Source organism: Bradyrhizobium sp. 930_D9_N1_4 (assembly GCF_052076015.1).
GTDB lineage: Bacteria > Pseudomonadota > Alphaproteobacteria > Rhizobiales > Xanthobacteraceae > Bradyrhizobium.
Map to the genome: position 1 here is coordinate 3,144,515 of NZ_CP197236.1, position 15,372 is coordinate 3,159,886.

The window sequence follows — 15,372 nt, forward strand, 5'->3', positions numbered from 1 at the left end:
ATGAGCTTCATCACCGGCGTCGGCCTCACGCCTTTTGGCAAGCACGAAGGCTCATCCTCGCTCGACCTGATGAGCAGGGCGGCGCAAGCCGCGCTCGACGATGCCGGGCTCAAGCGCAGCGAGATCGACGGCATTCTCTGCGGCTACTCCACCGTCTCGCCGCACATCATGCTGGCCACCGTCTTCGCCGAGCATTTTGGCATCCGCCCGGCTTACGCCCACGCCGTGCAGGTCGGCGGCGCCACGGGATTAGCGATGACGATGCTCGCCCATCATCTCGTCGTATCAGGTGTCTGCCGTAACGTGCTTGTCGCCGCCGGCGAGAACCGCCTCACCGGGCAGAGCCGCGATGCCTCGATCCAGGCGCTGGCGCAGGTCGGGCATCCCGATTACGAGGTGCCGTTGGGGCCGACCATTCCTGCCTATTACGGCCTCGTCGCCACCCGCTACATGCACGAATACGGCGTCACCGAAGAAGACCTCGCCGAATTCGCGGTGCTGATGCGCGCGCACGCCTGCGCCCATCCCGGCGCGCAATTCCACGATCCGATCACCGTCGCCGACGTCATGGAATCGAAGCCGGTGGCGATGCCGCTCAAGCTGCTGGACTGCTGTCCGGTGTCCGACGGCGGCGCAGCCTTCGTCATCAGTCGCGAGCGGACCGGCGAGGCCGGCGTGCGCATCCGCGGCTGCGCGCAGGCGCATACCCATCAGCACGTCACCGCTGCACCTGCGTTCAGTGAACTCGGCGCCGAAATCTCCATTGCCCGCGCCAAGGAAGCCACGGGCCTTGCGATCTCCGACGTGCGCTACGCCGCGATCTACGACAGTTTTACCATTACGCTCGCGATGCTGCTGGAAGACCTCGGCCTGGCCGGCCGCGGCGAGGCGGCTGCGCGTATCCGTGCGGGCCATTTCGGCCGCGACGGCGCGATGCCGCTCAATACCCATGGCGGCCTGCTCAGTTACGGCCATTGCGGCGTCGGAGGCGCGATGGCGCATCTGGTCGAGACGCATTTGCAGATGACGGGACGGGCGGCGAATCGGCAAGTGCGCGATGCCTCGATTGCGCTGCTGCACGGCGACGGCGGCGTGCTGTCGTCCCATGTCAGCATGTTTCTGGAGCAGGTGCGATGAGCGAACGAATCGCGGATTGGACCAGAGGCGAACAGGCCATCGTCTTTCAGACCTGCTCGTCATGTGGCCATGTGCAGTATTTCCACCGCGCCTTCTGCGCCGCGTGCGGTGCCGCCGATCCACGCGAGGCGCGCGCCAGCGGCAAGGGCAGGGTCTATGCGACCTCGCTGGTCTGCCGCGCCGCCACGCCCGAAACGCGCGCGCACGTGCCCTACAATATTTTGCTGGTCGATTGCGCCGAGGGTTTTCGGATGATGGCGCATGGCGAGAACGATCTTGCCATCGGCGATGAGGTTGCCGCGAGCTTCAAGCCATTTGCCGGGAAGCTGGTGCCGTTCTTCACGAAGGGAAAATAGTGGGATTCGTCATTCGGGGGCGGTCGAGAGACCGAGCCTGGAACGAGTATTCTGGGCCTGGCCTGTGCGAGAGCCACCCCGGAATGACGAAAACTCTCACACAACTCTTAACTAACGCCCGTAAAACAAGATGCTGGCGATAACGAGCATCGCCATCACCGCCAGCATATGCGCGAGCGCTTCCGAGGCCGCCCCCTTGGTGGCTTCCTTCATGCCTTTTCTCCCTAGACTTGGGCGTGACTCATCAATGCGCCGCAAAGCGCAAAGACGGCCAATTATTTTTACTCGGAACACCCCTTGCGAGTATTCACCGCGATTTGTCCCCACGCAGCGAATATCGACTGTGCCAAGGTCGATCAGCAATGCGGCGGCATTTTGACTCGATGTTGTTGCTCCCAAGGTCGCGCAAGAATAGAGTTTTTGGGAACTTTCGCCGATCGCGACAACAAGCATCAAAAGCCCCAAGAAAATCCGTCGGAAAAACTCAAGGAAAATCATGGCCCGTATCGGTTACAGCGACCCGTCCAAGGCATCTGATCGCACCCGCGAAATCCTCGACAAGAACCGCAATGCCAACATCTTCCGGATGATGTCGCATTCGCCCAGCTATTTTGAGCAGTACTGCCGCCTTGGCGGTGCCATCCGCCACAAGGGTGAGCTCGATCCCATCGTGCGCGAGCTCGCGATCACGCGCACCGGCATTCTGTGCGAGGCTCCATACGAGATCGTCGCGCACAAGCGCATCGGCAAGAATGTCGGCGTCACCGACGAGCAGAACGAGGCGCTCGAGAACTGGCAGGCGGCCAAATGCTTCGACGAGACGCAACGCGCCGCGCTCGCCTTCACCGACGAGATCGTGAAGCTCAACAAGCCGACGGATGCGACCTTCAAGGCGATCGCCTCGAAGCTGACGCCGGCAGCCCTGGTCGAGCTCCAGCTCTCGGTCGGATTCTACATCATGACGTCGAAGTTTCTGGAGACGTTCGAGATCGATCTTCAGCCAGTCACCGAGGTGGTGGGCTGAGGGGCGCTTTCTCCACACGCTCCGTCATTGCGAGGGGCAAGTGCCGGTCCATCACCGTCATCCTGAGGTGCTTGCGCGCTAGCGCAAGCCTCGAAGGACGACGGCCCGGCTGGATCGGGGCCGTTCATCCTTCGAGGCTCCCGACGGAGCGCGTTGCGCTCCATCGCTCGCACCTCAGGATGACGGGGACAGTTACGAAAGACTCTGGATTGCTTCGTCGCTTCGCTCCTCGCAATGACGAGGGGAAGGAGCGGTGGTCTCCCGCCAAACTCACGTCGCGCTGAGGATATCCACCTTGGCATTGGCGACGATCAGCCGATCGGCCAGCAACTGCGCCAGATTGCGCATGACCCGTTCGCTCGCGCGCGGGTGCTGCTTGCGGAAGCGCTCGAAATCCTTCAGCGAAACTTCGTAGGCGGTCGCCGACATGTCCGCGAAGACGTCGGCGGAGCGGGTCGGCTCCAGCAGCCCCATCTCGCCAAAGGCCATGCCGGCCGTCAGCGTTGCCAGCCGCACGCCGTCGGGCAGGGTGACATGCACCGCGCCGCTGCGCAGGAAGAACAGGGAATTCGCGGGATCGCCGGTCGTGATGATCTTCGCGCCGGACTGAAAGGTCCTGACCGCGCAGATCGAGGCGAGGTCGGTCAGTTCTTCCTCGCTCATGCCTGCAAGCAGCGGCTGCTCGGCAAGCTCGGTGGTCTCGTGGAAGTCGATCGAGCCGCCATAGCGATAGACGATCTGGTCTTCGGCCCATTCGATCGCGGTGTCGAGCAGGTAGAAGTCGCGGACGTTCTTCAGCTCCGCAGTCCATTCCCGCAAAGAGACCCATTCCCTGGAGGCCCGCCGGACGCCTGACAGGACCACGGTCACGCTCAGGGCAGCCAGCTCCGCGAAGGCCTCGGCCACGAGACGCGCGCCGGCGCGGGTCGTCGAGGTGACGCGGTGGAGATCGAAGATCACGATCTGCGGCCGCTGCTGTCCGGCGAGCCGGCGCGAAACGTAGTCGACCGCCGAGAGCGACAGCGTGCCGACCAGCTCGATGACCCGTACGTCCTGCTCGTGCGCGGCCAGAATCTCGCGTTCCTGCGGCCGGCGCACGCGCCGTGACGGGCTCTTGCCGATGTCGTAATCGGCGATGACGGCGTTGCGGGCGTCGTCGCTGCGATTGAGCATGTGCAGATCGTAATGCGAGGACAGCGCCTCGCAGACCTTGATGCCGCGCACGCTGTTGCCGTGCTTGTCGAGCCTCGGCGAATAGCTGCCGAGCCCGAGGCGGGCAGGGAGCGCCGCCAGAATGCCGCCGCCGACGCCGCTCTTGGCGGGGATGCCGATCCGGTAGATCCATTCGCCGGCATAGTCGTACATGCCCGACGACGTCATCACCGACAGCGTGCGCGAGATCGCGTAAGGCGTCAGCACCTGCTCGCCCGTGACCGGATTGACGCCGCGATTGGCCAGTGTTGCCGCCATCACCGCGATGTCGCGCGCGGTGACCAGCACCGCACATTGCCGGAAATAGACGTCGAGCACACCAGCGACATTGTCCGAGATCACCGCATTGGTCTTGAGCAGATAACCGATGGCGCGGTTACGGTCGCCGGTCTGGCTCTCCGAGGCGTAGACCGCCTCATCGACCGCGAGATCGCGTCCGGCAAAGCGGCTGAGCGCGAGGCGGATCTGCTCGAAGGCGTCAGCGCCCTTGCTGTCATAGATCAGCCCGGTGCAGGCGATCGCGCCGGCATTGACCATCGGATTGAACGGATGGTTGTCCGCATTGAGCCGGATCGAGTTGAAGGGATCGCCCGACGGCTCGACGCCGATCGCGCTCTCGACCTTGCCCGCGCCGAGCAGGTCCAGCGCCAGCGCGAACACGAACGGTTTCGACATCGATTGGATGGTGAACGGCACCCGGCTATCGCCGACCTCATAGACATGGCCGTCCATGGTCGCGAGGCTGATGCCAAAATAGGCAGGGTCGGCCTTGCCAAGCTCGGGAATGTAGTCAGCGACATGGCCCGAGGTCTCGGCCGAGAATTCGCTGAGGCAATCGCCCAGAAACCGCAGCAAAGGCGGCTTCGAGCGGGTCCAGGCGGAGGCGGGAGGCGGTGTCGTCATCGCCTCCCTTGTGCATCGCAATCAGGGGGCGCGCAACCCGTCCGGAAGTGGGCCCTGCCGCCGGACCAGCAGCAGGGCGAGCAAGACCGTGGGCACGAGGATGGCGAGGCCGAGCAGCGTCACCTGCAGCTGCGACAGCGGCATGATCCCGCCGCCGGGTGTGGCAATCACGAAGCCGCCGATCACCAGCAGCACGCGGATCGGCCATTCCAGCGCGCCGGCGCCGCGGAGGTCGCCGACATAGGCCTGATAGCCCTGGATGCCGCCGCAGATGAAGACGATGCCGAAACAGGCAAGCCCGGTCAGCCCGAATGCCTCGAGATAGGGATTTGGCCCCTGGAGCAGCAGCGCGGGGTTGAGCACGAAGAAGAACGGGATGAAGTAGATGATGCTGCCGACCCACATGCTTTCCCAGCCCGTCTTCATCGCGGGTGCGCCGGCAATGCCGGCCGCCGCGAAGGAGGCGATCGCGACCGGTGGCGTGATCGAGGACAGCATGCCCCAGTAGAAGATGAACATGTGCACGGCCATCTTGTTGAGCCCGAGCTTCTCCAGCGCGGGCGCGACCAGGATGGCGAGGAAGATGTAGCAGGAGGTCGTGGTCAGCCCGAGCCCGAGGATCAGGCTGGTGAAGGCGCACATGAACAGCAGCAGGAAGGCATCGCCGCCGGCGATGCTGAGCAGATCGTTGGCGAGGCTCGAGATCACGCCGGTCAGCGAGAACGCGCCGATCAGCAGGCCACAGCCGGCGAGGATCGCGATCAGCTCGACGAACGTCTTGCCGTTGAGTTCGAGGAAGTGCAGCCAGCGCGCGCCGCCCCAGTTCTTGCCGGGAAAGAATTCGTTCAGCGCTGCAAGAAGGCACATGCCCCACAGCGCGGCGTTGAGCACCCCGTACCAGAACATCGCAGCCGTTGCCGCGATCGAACCGACGAGCACGAGCGTGTTGCCGAGCTTCCAGCGGGCTGGTCCCGACCATTGGTGCAGGATCACCAGCAGCACGGAGGCATAGAACGGTGCGTGGCTCTCGCGCTTGAAGTAGAGCAGCATCACCACCAGCACGACGATCACGAACAGATAGTACCAGCCCTCCCTGAACGCGTCCCAGAAGCGTGGCAGTTCGGCGCGCGGCAGGCCCTTCAGCTTGTGACGGGCGGCGTAGGCGTCGACCTGCGCGAACAGGCCGACGTAATAGAGGATCGAGGGAATGGTCGCGGCGAGCGCGACGTCGGCATAGCCGGTGTTCATGAACTGCGCCATGACGAAGGCGGTGGCGCCGAGCACGGGCGGCGCCAGCACCGCGCCGGTCGAAGCGCAGGCCTCGATCGCGCCGGAATAGGACGGCGTGAATCCGGTCTTCTTCATCGCGGGGATCGTCATCGTGCCTGCGGTCAGAACGTTGGAGACGATGCTGCCGCCGACGGTGCCGAGCAGGCCGGAGGCGAACACGCAGACTTTTGCCGCGCCACCCCGGAACGTGCCGCACATCGCAAAGGCGATGTTGATGAAGAACTTTCCCGCACCCGTCATCATCAGCGCGGTGCCGAACACGAGGAAGCCGATCACGGTGTCGGCAAAGGCCTGAATGGGAATCCCGAGCAGGCTCTCACCGGAGAGCATGTGATAGGATGTGGTCTGTGCCAGCGTCGATTGCGTGCCGCGGAACGGCCCGAGCCAGGAAGAGTCCGCAAACAGCGGATAGAGCGTGAAGGGCAATACGCTCAGCAGCAGGCTCCAGCCGCCGGTGCGGCGCAGCGCCTCCATCAGCACGAACCACATCACGAGGCCTGCGGCGACGACGTTCGCCGGTGCACCGTCGAACTCCCAGCCGAGCTGCGCGGCCCTGCGGATGTTGAGCATCAGCAGGATCGCCGCGCCGAAGGTCGCCGCGAACAGCACGAGGTCGTACCAGGGGATGCGGTCGAGCGACGCGGTCTGCGATCCCGGAAAGATCAGGAAGGTGAACGGCAGCATCAACGCGATCAGCAGATAGAAATATTCGGTGTTGAGCTGGGTGTAGTCGACGAAGAAGCGCAGCGAGAATTGCTGGTTGACGCACAGCAGGATGGTGGCTGCGGTCGCCGTCATCAGCACCCAGCGCCACACGCCCTTCAACGTGCGGACGCGCGTGACCTCGGCTTCCTGCAACTCGGCGGCGGCGCCGAGATGCGGATCTGCGAGCTCGATTGTCTTCGCCGGCGCTGCCGCAGTCTCTGACATCGGCGCTCTCCCTCAACCTATCTGCGGCAGGCGGGCTTGACGATCAATCAAACCCGTTCGGCATGTCGGCCTTGGCCAGCGCCGTGGCGCGCGCCGTCATCCAGCCGTCGAGGAAGGCCTTTTCGTCCGAGGGCGGATTGGACTTGCCGTAATCCGTCCACGCGGCGGCGAGCACGTCCTGCCGCTTGAACAGCTTGTTGTTGTGCGCCTCCTGCGCGTCGCTCCACTGCCCGGCTTCCTTCAGCGCCTTCACTGCGCCGGGATGCACCGGCACCACCCAATTCTTGGTCTGCCGTTCGGCGCCAAGCCCACCGGCGCCCGGCGCGGAGTCCTTGTAAGCGTCGTAGTTCACGATCATCGCCTTGGTGATCGCGTAGATCTGGTCCGCCGGTTGTGCGGCATAGGCGACGAAGATCGGATAGGGATAATTGCCGAGCTCGATCGGCCTCTCCGGCGTGATGCCGGCGCCGCAGGTGGCCGTCTGCGGGAAGAAGAACGAGCCGACCTTCTGCATCCGTGCCCAGCCTTCCTTGTCCTTGGCGGGCAGCGGCGGCCAGATCAGGCCGCGCGGCGAGGTCTCGGCTTCCTTGGCGGGACCGGTGATGGTGGTGCCGAAGGCCGCATCCGTGTCGTTGTTGATCAGGCCCTTCCACATCGCGCCGTAGCTCGCGAACTCGACGATCTTGACGTCCTTCTGCGTAAGCCCTGCGAAGGCGAGCACGGCGAGCGAGTTCTGGTTCAGCGCGGGCGAGCCGACGACGAAGCCGACGCGCTTGCCCTTGAGGTCCTTCAACTCCTTCACGCCGGAATCCGCAGCGACGCCGAGCGTGCCGCAATTGCAGTCGACGGAGGAGAGCAGGATCTGAAGCGGCTGCGGCCCCCATTCCTTGCTGCCGAACTCGAACACGCCTTCCTGCGCGAAATAGGATCCCGATCCCATCGCGGATGAGGCCGCGCGCTTGGCGCGCAGCGGCGCGAGCCGCGCGACGTCGTTGCCGGCGGGGAGCACGCGCACGTCGGTGCTGTATTTGTCCTTCATCATCTTGCCGACACCGACCGCGATGTTGAAGCCGGCGGTGCCGGTGTCATAGGCGGTGAACGTCAGTGTCGCCGGCAGCTTGATGTCTTCGGCGAATGCATAGCGTGTAGACGCAACCGAAATGCCCGCAATCAAGGCAGGCGCGAGCATGATCAGCCCACGAAGCATGTTTCCCTCCAATGATCCCCGCGTTTGCCGCGAAGATTTTCGTTCTTTGTTTGAAACAGAGTTTTGTTTTAACGGATCATGTCACCACGATCATGCGATGGCAACGTCGTACCGCGCGCGTGAGAACAAGACAGACAGATTGTCGCGGAAGTTACGGATAACGCAGTCAGTTCGCGATAACAGCGACGGCCTGTCCTTCCGCAACGATTTCGTCGAGCTTCACGAGCAGCGACGTGATCGTGCCGCTCGCGGGCGAAGGCACGGGGATCTCCATCTTCATCGCTTCGACGATGACAATTTCGTCGCCATCTGCAACGGTTCCTCCAACTTGCACGGGCGTCGCGCAGATGCGACCCGCGACATCCGTGACGATCTTTATTTCTGGCATGCCATCGCCTTTTTGTTGTCGTCGCAAAATGCCTGAGGTAGCGTCGTCTGCAAGTGGAATTTAATTCCGCAGAGCGGAACAAGCGGTAGGAAGCAGATGGGACGACGTTCGGAGCGATTGAGCAGGCAAGGCGCGCTCGCTGGCGATGCCGGTGAGGGTGATGTCATCCAGGTGGTGTCGCGCGCGTTCGACGTGTTGCGATGCTTCGAGGGCCACGACAGCAGGCTCGGCAATCTCGAGATTTCAAATCGCTGCGGCCTGCCGCGCTCGACGGTGTCGCGTCTCACGCACACGCTGACGCGCATGGGGCAATTGGTGTACCTGCCGCGTGACCAGAAGTATCGCATCGGCCCGAGCGCGGTGGCGATGAGCGCTTCGATGATGAAGGGTGCGCAGCTACGCAGCATGATCCGCCAGCGGCTCCAGGAAGTCGCCGAGCAGCTGCCGGGCACGGTCGGCTTCGTCGTGCCCGATCGCTTCCATCTGGTCTACCTGCAGTTTGCGCGCTCCGCCTCTGCGCTCGGCCTGCACGAGGGCACCGGCAGCCGCATCTCGATGGCCTCGACCGCCGCCGGCGCGGCCTACACCGCGGCACTCGCGCCCGAAGTCGGCGATGCCTTCATCAACGACATGGAGCGGGAAGCGCCCGAGGCTGCAAAGATCCTGCGGCCCCGCATCGAGGCCAACCGGCAGTCGCTGCGCGACCGCGGCTATGTCACCGCCTGTGGGATCTGGAGCCCGCACATCAACGGGCTCGCGGTGCCGATCTGGTCGCCGCAGTACCAGACCTTCGTGGTCATCACCATCGGCCTGCTCTCGGCGATGTATGACGAGCAGCGTCTGCATGCCGAAGTGGCGCCGCTGATGCTCACGCTCGGTCGCTCGCTCGGCAGCCTGATGGAAGGCGCGGAAGGCGACGCCTTCAACAACCGCATCTCGCGCAAACCGGTCGCAATGGCCGTGCATAACAATAACAAGCCGATCAATTCGGAGGGAGTGGATGAACTGGAAGCCGGAACTCGACGAGCTCGCCCGGCGCGAAGCCTTCGCGCGGGAGATGGGCGGCGTTGACAAGGTCAAGCGTCAGCATGACCAGGGCCGACTGACTGTTCGGGAACGTATCGACAAGCTGATCGACAAGGGCAGCTTCCACGAGATCGGTGCCGTCTCCGGCACCGGCGAGTACGATTCCAGCGGCGAGTTGCAGAAACTGACGCCGGCGAACTGCGTGTTCGGCCGCGCCCGCGTCGATGGCCGCACCGTGGTCGTGGTCGGTGACGATTTTACGGTCCGCGGCGGCTCGGCTGATGCTTCCATCTCGGCAAAGCCGTTGATGGCCGAGGAGATGGCGCACGATTTCCGTCTGCCGATCGTCCGCCTCATCGAGGGATCCGGCGGCGGCGGCTCGGTCAAGACCATCGAGACCAAAGGCGCGGCGAATTTGCCGGGCGGCATCGGCGGCACGCGCTGGTATCGCTTTACGACCGAGAACCTGTCGCGCGTACCGGTGGTCGCGCTCGGCCTCGGCTCGGTCGCAGGGCTCGGTGCGGCGCGGCTTGCCGCCAGCCATTATTCCATCATGACGCGGAAATCCGCGATGTTCGTCGCGGGGCCGCCGGTGGTGAAGGCGCTCGGGCAGGACCTCTCGAAGGAGGAGCTCGGCGGCGCCGACATCCAGACCCGCGCCGGTGCGGTCGACCATGCGGTCGATACCGAAGAAGAGGCCTTCGCCTGCGCGCGACGCTTCCTGTCTTATCTGCCGTCGTCGGTCTACGAGCTGCCGCCGACCGTGCCCTGCACTGATCATCCCGAGCGCAGCGACGAAGCCCTGATGAACGCGGTGCCGCGCAACCGCAAGCAGGTCTACAAGATCCGGCCGATCATTGAATCGGTCGTGGACAAGGGCTCGTTCTTCGAGGTCGCCAAAAACTTCGGCAAGCCGCTCATTGTCGGTCTCGCGCGACTCGAGGGCAGGGCGGTGATGGTGCTCGCCAGCGACAGCTTCCACTATGGCGGCTCGTGGACGGCGGATGCCTGCCAGAAGGTGGTGCGCTGGGTCGACTTCGCCGAAACTTTCCACCTGCCGATCGTCTATCTCATGGACTGCCCCGGCTTCATGATCGGCCTCGATGCCGAGAAGGCAGCGACCATCCGCCACGGCGTCCGCGCCATGGCCGCGGTCAACCAGACCACCGTGCCCTGGTGCACCGTGATCCTGCGCAATGCCTTCGGTGTCGCCGGCGTCGTGCATCAGCCGGCCGATCGCTTCTCGATCCGCTACGCCTGGCCGTCGGCCTATTGGGGCTCGCTGCCGCTGGAAGGCGGTATCGAAGCGGCCTATCGCGCCGACATCGACGCGGCCGAAGACAAGGCGGAGAAGCTTAAGGAGATCCAGGAGCGGCTGAACAAGCTGCGCTCGCCGTTCCGCTCGGCCGAAAAATTCTGGGTCGAGGAGATCATCGATCCCACGAAGACACGCTCGTTGCTGTGCGAGTTCGCAAGGCTCGCCGAGCCGCTGCGGAAAGCTGGCCCGCCGGAGAACATGACGATCAGGCCTTAGGCTCTCTCTCGTCATTGCGAGGAGCAAAGCGACGAGGCAATCCAGAGTCCTTCCGCGGAAAGATTCTGGATCGTTTCGCTGCGCTCGCATAACGGTTGTTGTGCGCCCTGGTTGCGCGCGAAAGGAGATTAACCCAGGTTAAGCCCGCGCAAGCACAGCCATTTTCCGCCGCGCTTCAGGCTCATTTCAGCCAAACCAATATTGGTCTCTCCGGCCGGGGCAGGGTTCTCCAGCCGGAGTCCTGCAATGATCAAGCGAGTCGTTTCTGCGTGTCTTTTTGTTTTCGTCAGTTGCGTGGCCTCGGAAGCGCGACCCTATCGGACGCTTCAAGCCTCTGAATGCAACGTCACCATGCCCTGCGACTTCTCGTATGGGCAACCGCGCCGCGAGCGGGCTCCCAGGCCGTCATTGCAGGCCTATCGGTCAACGCAAATGACGCTGACCGACGCCGGTAACACCGCCACGACGATCAGCGTCTCCTCCGGTGATCGCGTCATCGGCGGCCGTCCGGCCGGTTGTCCCTCGTCGTTCTGCGGCTGTGGTGCGGCGATCCGCGTGTTCGGCCGCGTGGTGCCGGAATTGAATCTCGCGTCCAACTGGCTGCGCTTTCCGCGCGCGGCGCCTGCGCCGGGAATGGTTGCAGCGCGACGTGGCCATGTCTTCGTCCTGGAGCAGTCGCTCGGTGGCGACATGTGGATGGCCTACGACGCCAATTCCGGCGGCCACGCCACGCGCATGCATGCACGTTCGCTGCGGGGCTATACAATCGTCAATCCGCGCGGCTCCATGGGTTGAGGGAGCCAGCCGGCATCCATGTCGATGCACGACGCCTCACGACGCGCGCCGATCGATGCAAGGCGCGCGCTGTCGGCCTGCGCATCTATTCCGCGGCTTCCGAAGACGGAAGGATGACCACGCGCTTCGCCGAGGTTCGGCGTGATATCCAGAGAAACAGCCCGCTGCCCAGGATCACGATTGTTGCCAGATCCAGCAACGCCCAGATGATCTTGAGCGGCATCCCGCCATAATCGCCGAAATGCAGCGGGCGGGATATTTGCAGGGCGCGCAGATACCAGGGCATCGTCACGATGTGCGCGATGTTGCCGCTGCGCGCATCGACCAGCACCGGCGTGAACAGGCGCGAGGTCAGCGGCTCCTTGCCCTTGGTCCATATCAAATAGTGGCTCGGCGAGGAGAAGTTGGCGCCGGGGTAGATGATGGATGTCATGCGCATATCAGGAAGTGCGGCCTGGACGCGCTCGAAAGCGGCCTGAGGTGAACTCAGGTCGAATTGTGCCGGCACTGGCTTGCCCTGGAGCGGTCGCAAGATGGCGGCGACGTCGGTTTGCAGCCAGAGGCCGAACAGCGGCGTGGAGAGCTGGTTGATAAACCCGGTGACGCCGACGACGAGTCCCCAGGTCAGCGTGGTGATACCGATCAGATTGTGCAAATCGAGCCACTTCACGCGTGCGGAGCGATGCGCTCTGATCGTGCCGAACCCGATCCGGCGCGCATATGGTCCGTAGATTACGATGCCCGAGACGATCGCCGCGATGAACAGGATGGCCATCGAGGCCATGAACATCTCGCCGGGCAGGCCGGCAAACAGGTCCTTGTGCAGATTGACCATGATGCCGAGGAAGGAGGGACGCTCCTGTTTGATCGGTTGCGATTGCTTGAGCACGTCGGCCGTTCGTGCATCGAAACGAATCCAGTGGCCCGATTTGCGATCGGCGTTGTACGCCGCCCATGACGGCGCCATCCAGACCAAAGCATGCGGCTCGTCGTCGTCGATGTAGATCGAGACCAGGATGTCGTTTGGGTACATCTTGTGGCTGAGCTCGGCGAAGCGATCGAGGCTCGCATTCGGCACTCCCTCGGCGAGGCGCGCATAGGGCAGGCCGTCGTCGAGCAGGTCGACGATTTCCTCCCTGAAGACCAGCGGCAGTCCGCTGATGCAGATCACGAGGAGGAACAGGGTGCAGACGAGGCTCGACCATGTGTGCACCCATACCCATCTTCGAAAAGCCGCGCGGTTCATGCTCGCATTCTCGTCTGCGCTGTCGTCGGATCGCTAGGAACCGAAATGAATGGGCACGGTGAGCGTGACCGATGCCCCGCCGACATTGGGCGGCGGCGCCGGCACCGGACTGGCCCGGCGCGGCAAGGCGGTGGCCTCCTGGTCGAGCACAGGATCGCCCGACGAGCCGATCAGCCGCGCGGAGAGCACCTGACCGGTCCGGCTGATGGTGAAGGCGACGGAGGCGGTGCCGGAGCCGGCCGCGCCGGGTGGCAGGCGCTTGTAGCGATTGAGATGGGCCATCAATTCGCCTCGCCATGTCGCGGGCGATACCGACGACGAGAACGACGCGCCGGACGACGGTGCCGCTGCGCTGTCGGCCATCCGCGCCTGCGCGGTCGGGGCTGTGGTCTGTCGCTGCCTCGGCTTGTTCGGATCGACCGGCTTCTTGCGCTCGGCCTCGCTCGCCTTGGGGGGAGGCTTCTTGTCCTCTTGCTGCTTTGGCGGCGGTGATAGAACCGCCTCGGCCTTGTCCTTCTTCGGCAGGTCCGGCGGCGTCACTTCGGGCGATGCGGAGGGCTGTTCGGGCTTGTCGGCCTGCGCCATTTGCTGGGGATCGGGCGGTGTCGGATCGCGCGGCGCATCCTCGACCGGCGTCGGCGCCTCAGGCGTTGGCTCCGGCTGCGACTCCGTCATCTCGGGGCCCGGTGCGACCTCCTGCTGCGGGGTCGGAGGCGCGACGGCGAGCGGCGCCCGCTCGATCATGACCGCCGGCGGCGGCTGGCTCGGCATGGCTTCGATGGGTTGCCATTTCAAGGCGGCCCACGCGCCGGCGCCGTGTGCAGCAACGACGAAAAGCGCGGCACATCCCCAGCGCATCGCGGTCCGCGCGGTGACGCTGCGCTCCGGCCGTCCGTCAACATCGCCCCAGTCGATCATGGCCGCGCGTCTGCGCCGGCGGGCGCTGGAGGCGGTGCACCCGTGCTTGCCGAATCTTCGAGAGCGACCAGCGCCACCTTGAGGTAGCCGGCCTCGCGCAGGAGGTTCATGGCGTCCATCAGGTTCTTGTAGGAGATGGCGCCGTCGGCGCGCAGGAAGATGCGCTGGTCCCGTTCCTGGCCGGTGCGCTGGTCCAGCGTCGCCTGCAGTGCCTCGCGCGAGACCGCGCTGTCACCGAGCCATAGGGAGAGATCGCTCTTCACGGTCAGGAATACCGGCTTGTCCGGGCGCTGCTGCGGCTGCGTTGCGGACACCGGCAGGTCGACCGCGACATCGACGGTCGAGAGCGGTGCGGCCACCATGAAGATGATGAGCAGCACCAGGATCACGTCGATGAACGGCGTGACGTTGATGTCGGAGACCTCGACGAGGTCGCCATCCTGCGCGTCTTTGAGGGTGACGGCCACGCCTCAGCTCCTGCTGCTGATCAGCGTTGCGCGGGCCGGGCTGTCCGCGGTCGCGCGCGCCTGCCGTTCCAGATCGCGCGACACGTGCTGGAGGATCTCGCCTGATGCGTCCGAAAGCAGCGCGCGGTATCCCGCAATCGCGCGTACGAAGACGTTGTAGAGGATCACGGCGGGAATGGCGGCGACGAGCCCGATCGCCGTGGCGAGCAGCGCTTCGGCGATTCCAGGCGCGACCACGGCGAGGTTGGTCGTGTGCGCCTTCGAGATGCCGATGAAGGAGTTCATGATGCCCCAGACCGTGCCGAACAGGCCGACGAAAGGCGCGGTCGCGCCGATCGTCGCCAGCAGGCCGGTGCCGCGGGCCATGGCGCGGCCGGCGCGCGCCTCGATGCGTGACAAGGCGATCGCAAGCCGCTCCTTCACGCCCTCGGCCGACAGATCGGCCGATCGTCCGGTCTCGCGCAGCGCGGCTTCGAGCAGATCGGCCACCGGCCCGGTCCGGGTCCAGGCCGACTGGATCTCGCGCGTGGCCTCGGCGAGGCTGTCGGCGCGTTCGAGCTTGCGGGCAGCGCTTCGCGCCCGGCGCTTGGCGCCGATCAGTTCGATTCCCTTGGCGAGCCAGATCGTCCAGGTCACGAGCGAGGCGAGAGCGAGCCCGATCATCACCGCCTTCACGATGATGGCGGCATTGGTGAACATCGACCAGGGCGACAGATCGTCCGGCAGCGAAGCCGCGACGGGGGCCGGTGCACCGTCAGGACGCACCGGAGCAGGCGTTGCGTGAATCGGCGGAGAGGGGATCGCTGCAGGACTTCCCGGATCGATCTGCGCCGGCTGGGGGGCTGGCGGCACGTCCTGCGCATGCGCGACGATGCAGCCGGATTCGATCAATGCGATGATCGTCAACGCATGTACGGCAGCGCGACCAGAGTTTCGATT

Annotated in this window: 15 protein-coding genes; 6 read left to right on the plus strand and 9 right to left on the minus strand. The window is 64.7% G+C overall.

The features are described from left to right. Positions 1–1,137, plus strand: a complete 1,137-nt coding sequence (locus AB7532_RS14425; RefSeq protein ID WP_441235439.1) for a thiolase family protein — start codon at positions 1–3, stop codon at positions 1,135–1,137. Beyond that, positions 1,134–1,493 (plus strand): Zn-ribbon domain-containing OB-fold protein, encoded by a 360-nt coding sequence (locus AB7532_RS14430; protein ID WP_441235440.1) that lies wholly within the window; start codon positions 1,134–1,136, stop codon positions 1,491–1,493. Before AB7532_RS14425 ends, AB7532_RS14430 begins: the two co-directional genes overlap by 4 nt. A 111-nt stretch (positions 1,494–1,604) precedes the next feature. Here the strand turns inward: AB7532_RS14430 and AB7532_RS14435 are convergent, their stop codons facing one another. Next, a complete protein-coding gene (locus tag AB7532_RS14435) occupies positions 1,605–1,991 on the minus strand; it encodes a hypothetical protein (protein WP_441235441.1) in 387 nt (128 codons plus the stop codon). Here AB7532_RS14435 and AB7532_RS14440 point away from each other — a divergent pair. Beyond that, positions 1,990–2,517 (plus strand): carboxymuconolactone decarboxylase family protein, encoded by a 528-nt coding sequence (locus AB7532_RS14440; protein WP_441235442.1) that lies wholly within the window; start codon positions 1,990–1,992, stop codon positions 2,515–2,517. The genes AB7532_RS14435 and AB7532_RS14440 overlap by 2 nt on opposite strands. A 270-nt stretch (positions 2,518–2,787) precedes the next feature. Here the strand turns inward: AB7532_RS14440 and glsA are convergent, their stop codons facing one another. From glsA to AB7532_RS14460, 4 genes are all read right to left on the minus strand, one after another. Then, the gene (glsA, locus tag AB7532_RS14445) at positions 2,788–4,632 is read right to left on the minus strand and encodes a glutaminase A (RefSeq protein WP_441235443.1); all 1,845 of its coding nucleotides are present in this window, start codon (positions 4,630–4,632) and stop codon (positions 2,788–2,790) included. A gap of 21 nt (positions 4,633–4,653) precedes the next feature. Further along, positions 4,654–6,852 carry a TRAP transporter permease gene (locus tag AB7532_RS14450; protein WP_441235444.1) on the minus strand — a complete coding sequence of 733 codons (2,199 nt, stop codon included), beginning with the start codon at positions 6,850–6,852 and terminating at the stop codon, positions 4,654–4,656. A 43-nt stretch (positions 6,853–6,895) separates the two neighbouring features. Further along, complete coding sequence (locus AB7532_RS14455; RefSeq protein ID WP_441235445.1) at positions 6,896–8,059, minus strand: TAXI family TRAP transporter solute-binding subunit; 1,164 nt, start codon at positions 8,057–8,059, stop codon at positions 6,896–6,898. 166 nt (positions 8,060–8,225) lie between these two features. After that, the gene (locus AB7532_RS14460) at positions 8,226–8,447 is read right to left on the minus strand and encodes an acetyl-CoA carboxylase biotin carboxyl carrier protein subunit (RefSeq protein ID WP_441239278.1); all 222 of its coding nucleotides are present in this window, start codon (positions 8,445–8,447) and stop codon (positions 8,226–8,228) included. Positions 8,448–8,543: 96 nt separating this feature from the next. Here AB7532_RS14460 and AB7532_RS14465 point away from each other — a divergent pair, with 96 nt between their 5' ends. From AB7532_RS14465 to AB7532_RS14475, 3 genes are all read left to right on the plus strand, one after another. Beyond that, positions 8,544–9,518, plus strand: a complete 975-nt coding sequence (locus tag AB7532_RS14465; RefSeq protein ID WP_441235446.1) for an IclR family transcriptional regulator — start codon at positions 8,544–8,546, stop codon at positions 9,516–9,518. After that, positions 9,448–11,007, plus strand: a complete 1,560-nt coding sequence (locus AB7532_RS14470) for an acyl-CoA carboxylase subunit beta (protein ID WP_441235447.1) — start codon at positions 9,448–9,450, stop codon at positions 11,005–11,007. The genes AB7532_RS14465 and AB7532_RS14470 overlap by 71 nt, the downstream gene beginning before the upstream one ends. A 246-nt stretch (positions 11,008–11,253) precedes the next feature. Continuing rightward, positions 11,254–11,802 carry a hypothetical protein gene (locus AB7532_RS14475; RefSeq protein ID WP_441235448.1) on the plus strand — a complete coding sequence of 183 codons (549 nt, stop codon included), beginning with the start codon at positions 11,254–11,256 and terminating at the stop codon, positions 11,800–11,802. A gap of 85 nt (positions 11,803–11,887) precedes the next feature. Here the strand turns inward: AB7532_RS14475 and AB7532_RS14480 are convergent, their stop codons facing one another. The 4 genes from AB7532_RS14480 to exbB are packed head-to-tail and all read right to left on the minus strand — an operon-like array spanning position 11,888 to position 15,333. Further along, a complete protein-coding gene (locus AB7532_RS14480) occupies positions 11,888–13,048 on the minus strand; it encodes a PepSY-associated TM helix domain-containing protein (RefSeq protein WP_441235449.1) in 1,161 nt (386 codons plus the stop codon). Positions 13,049–13,081: 33 nt separating this feature from the next. Continuing rightward, positions 13,082–13,966 (minus strand): TonB family protein, encoded by an 885-nt coding sequence (locus tag AB7532_RS14485; protein ID WP_441235450.1) that lies wholly within the window; start codon positions 13,964–13,966, stop codon positions 13,082–13,084. Next, entirely contained in the window at positions 13,963–14,433 is a 471-nt protein-coding gene (gene exbD, locus AB7532_RS14490) for a TonB system transport protein ExbD (RefSeq protein ID WP_441235451.1), read from the minus strand. The genes AB7532_RS14485 and exbD overlap by 4 nt, the downstream gene beginning before the upstream one ends. Positions 14,434–14,436: 3 nt before the next feature. Next, positions 14,437–15,333 (minus strand): tonB-system energizer ExbB, encoded by an 897-nt coding sequence (gene exbB, locus AB7532_RS14495; protein WP_441239279.1) that lies wholly within the window; start codon positions 15,331–15,333, stop codon positions 14,437–14,439. Positions 15,334–15,372 lie beyond the last annotated feature (39 nt).

What these genes read in the sequence shown, in the direction of transcription:
- AB7532_RS14425 (WP_441235439.1), top strand. Translation starts at nt 1, where the DNA reads ATGAGCTTCATCACCGGCGTCGGCCTCACGCCTTTTGGCAAGCACGAA.
- AB7532_RS14430 (WP_441235440.1), top strand. Translation starts at nt 1,134, where the DNA reads ATGAGCGAACGAATCGCGGATTGGACCAGAGGCGAACAGGCCATCGTC.
- AB7532_RS14440 (WP_441235442.1), top strand. Translation starts at nt 1,990, where the DNA reads ATGGCCCGTATCGGTTACAGCGACCCGTCCAAGGCATCTGATCGCACC.
- AB7532_RS14435 (WP_441235441.1), bottom strand. Translation starts at nt 1,991, where the DNA reads ATGATTTTCCTTGAGTTTTTCCGACGGATTTTCTTGGGGCTTTTGATG.
- glsA (WP_441235443.1), bottom strand. Translation starts at nt 4,632, where the DNA reads ATGACGACACCGCCTCCCGCCTCCGCCTGGACCCGCTCGAAGCCGCCT.
- AB7532_RS14450 (WP_441235444.1), bottom strand. Translation starts at nt 6,852, where the DNA reads ATGTCAGAGACTGCGGCAGCGCCGGCGAAGACAATCGAGCTCGCAGAT.
- AB7532_RS14455 (WP_441235445.1), bottom strand. Translation starts at nt 8,059, where the DNA reads ATGCTTCGTGGGCTGATCATGCTCGCGCCTGCCTTGATTGCGGGCATT.
- AB7532_RS14460 (WP_441239278.1), bottom strand. Translation starts at nt 8,447, where the DNA reads ATGCCAGAAATAAAGATCGTCACGGATGTCGCGGGTCGCATCTGCGCG.
- AB7532_RS14465 (WP_441235446.1), top strand. Translation starts at nt 8,544, where the DNA reads ATGGGACGACGTTCGGAGCGATTGAGCAGGCAAGGCGCGCTCGCTGGC.
- AB7532_RS14470 (WP_441235447.1), top strand. Translation starts at nt 9,448, where the DNA reads ATGAACTGGAAGCCGGAACTCGACGAGCTCGCCCGGCGCGAAGCCTTC.
- AB7532_RS14475 (WP_441235448.1), top strand. Translation starts at nt 11,254, where the DNA reads ATGATCAAGCGAGTCGTTTCTGCGTGTCTTTTTGTTTTCGTCAGTTGC.
- AB7532_RS14480 (WP_441235449.1), bottom strand. Translation starts at nt 13,048, where the DNA reads ATGAACCGCGCGGCTTTTCGAAGATGGGTATGGGTGCACACATGGTCG.
- AB7532_RS14485 (WP_441235450.1), bottom strand. Translation starts at nt 13,966, where the DNA reads ATGATCGACTGGGGCGATGTTGACGGACGGCCGGAGCGCAGCGTCACC.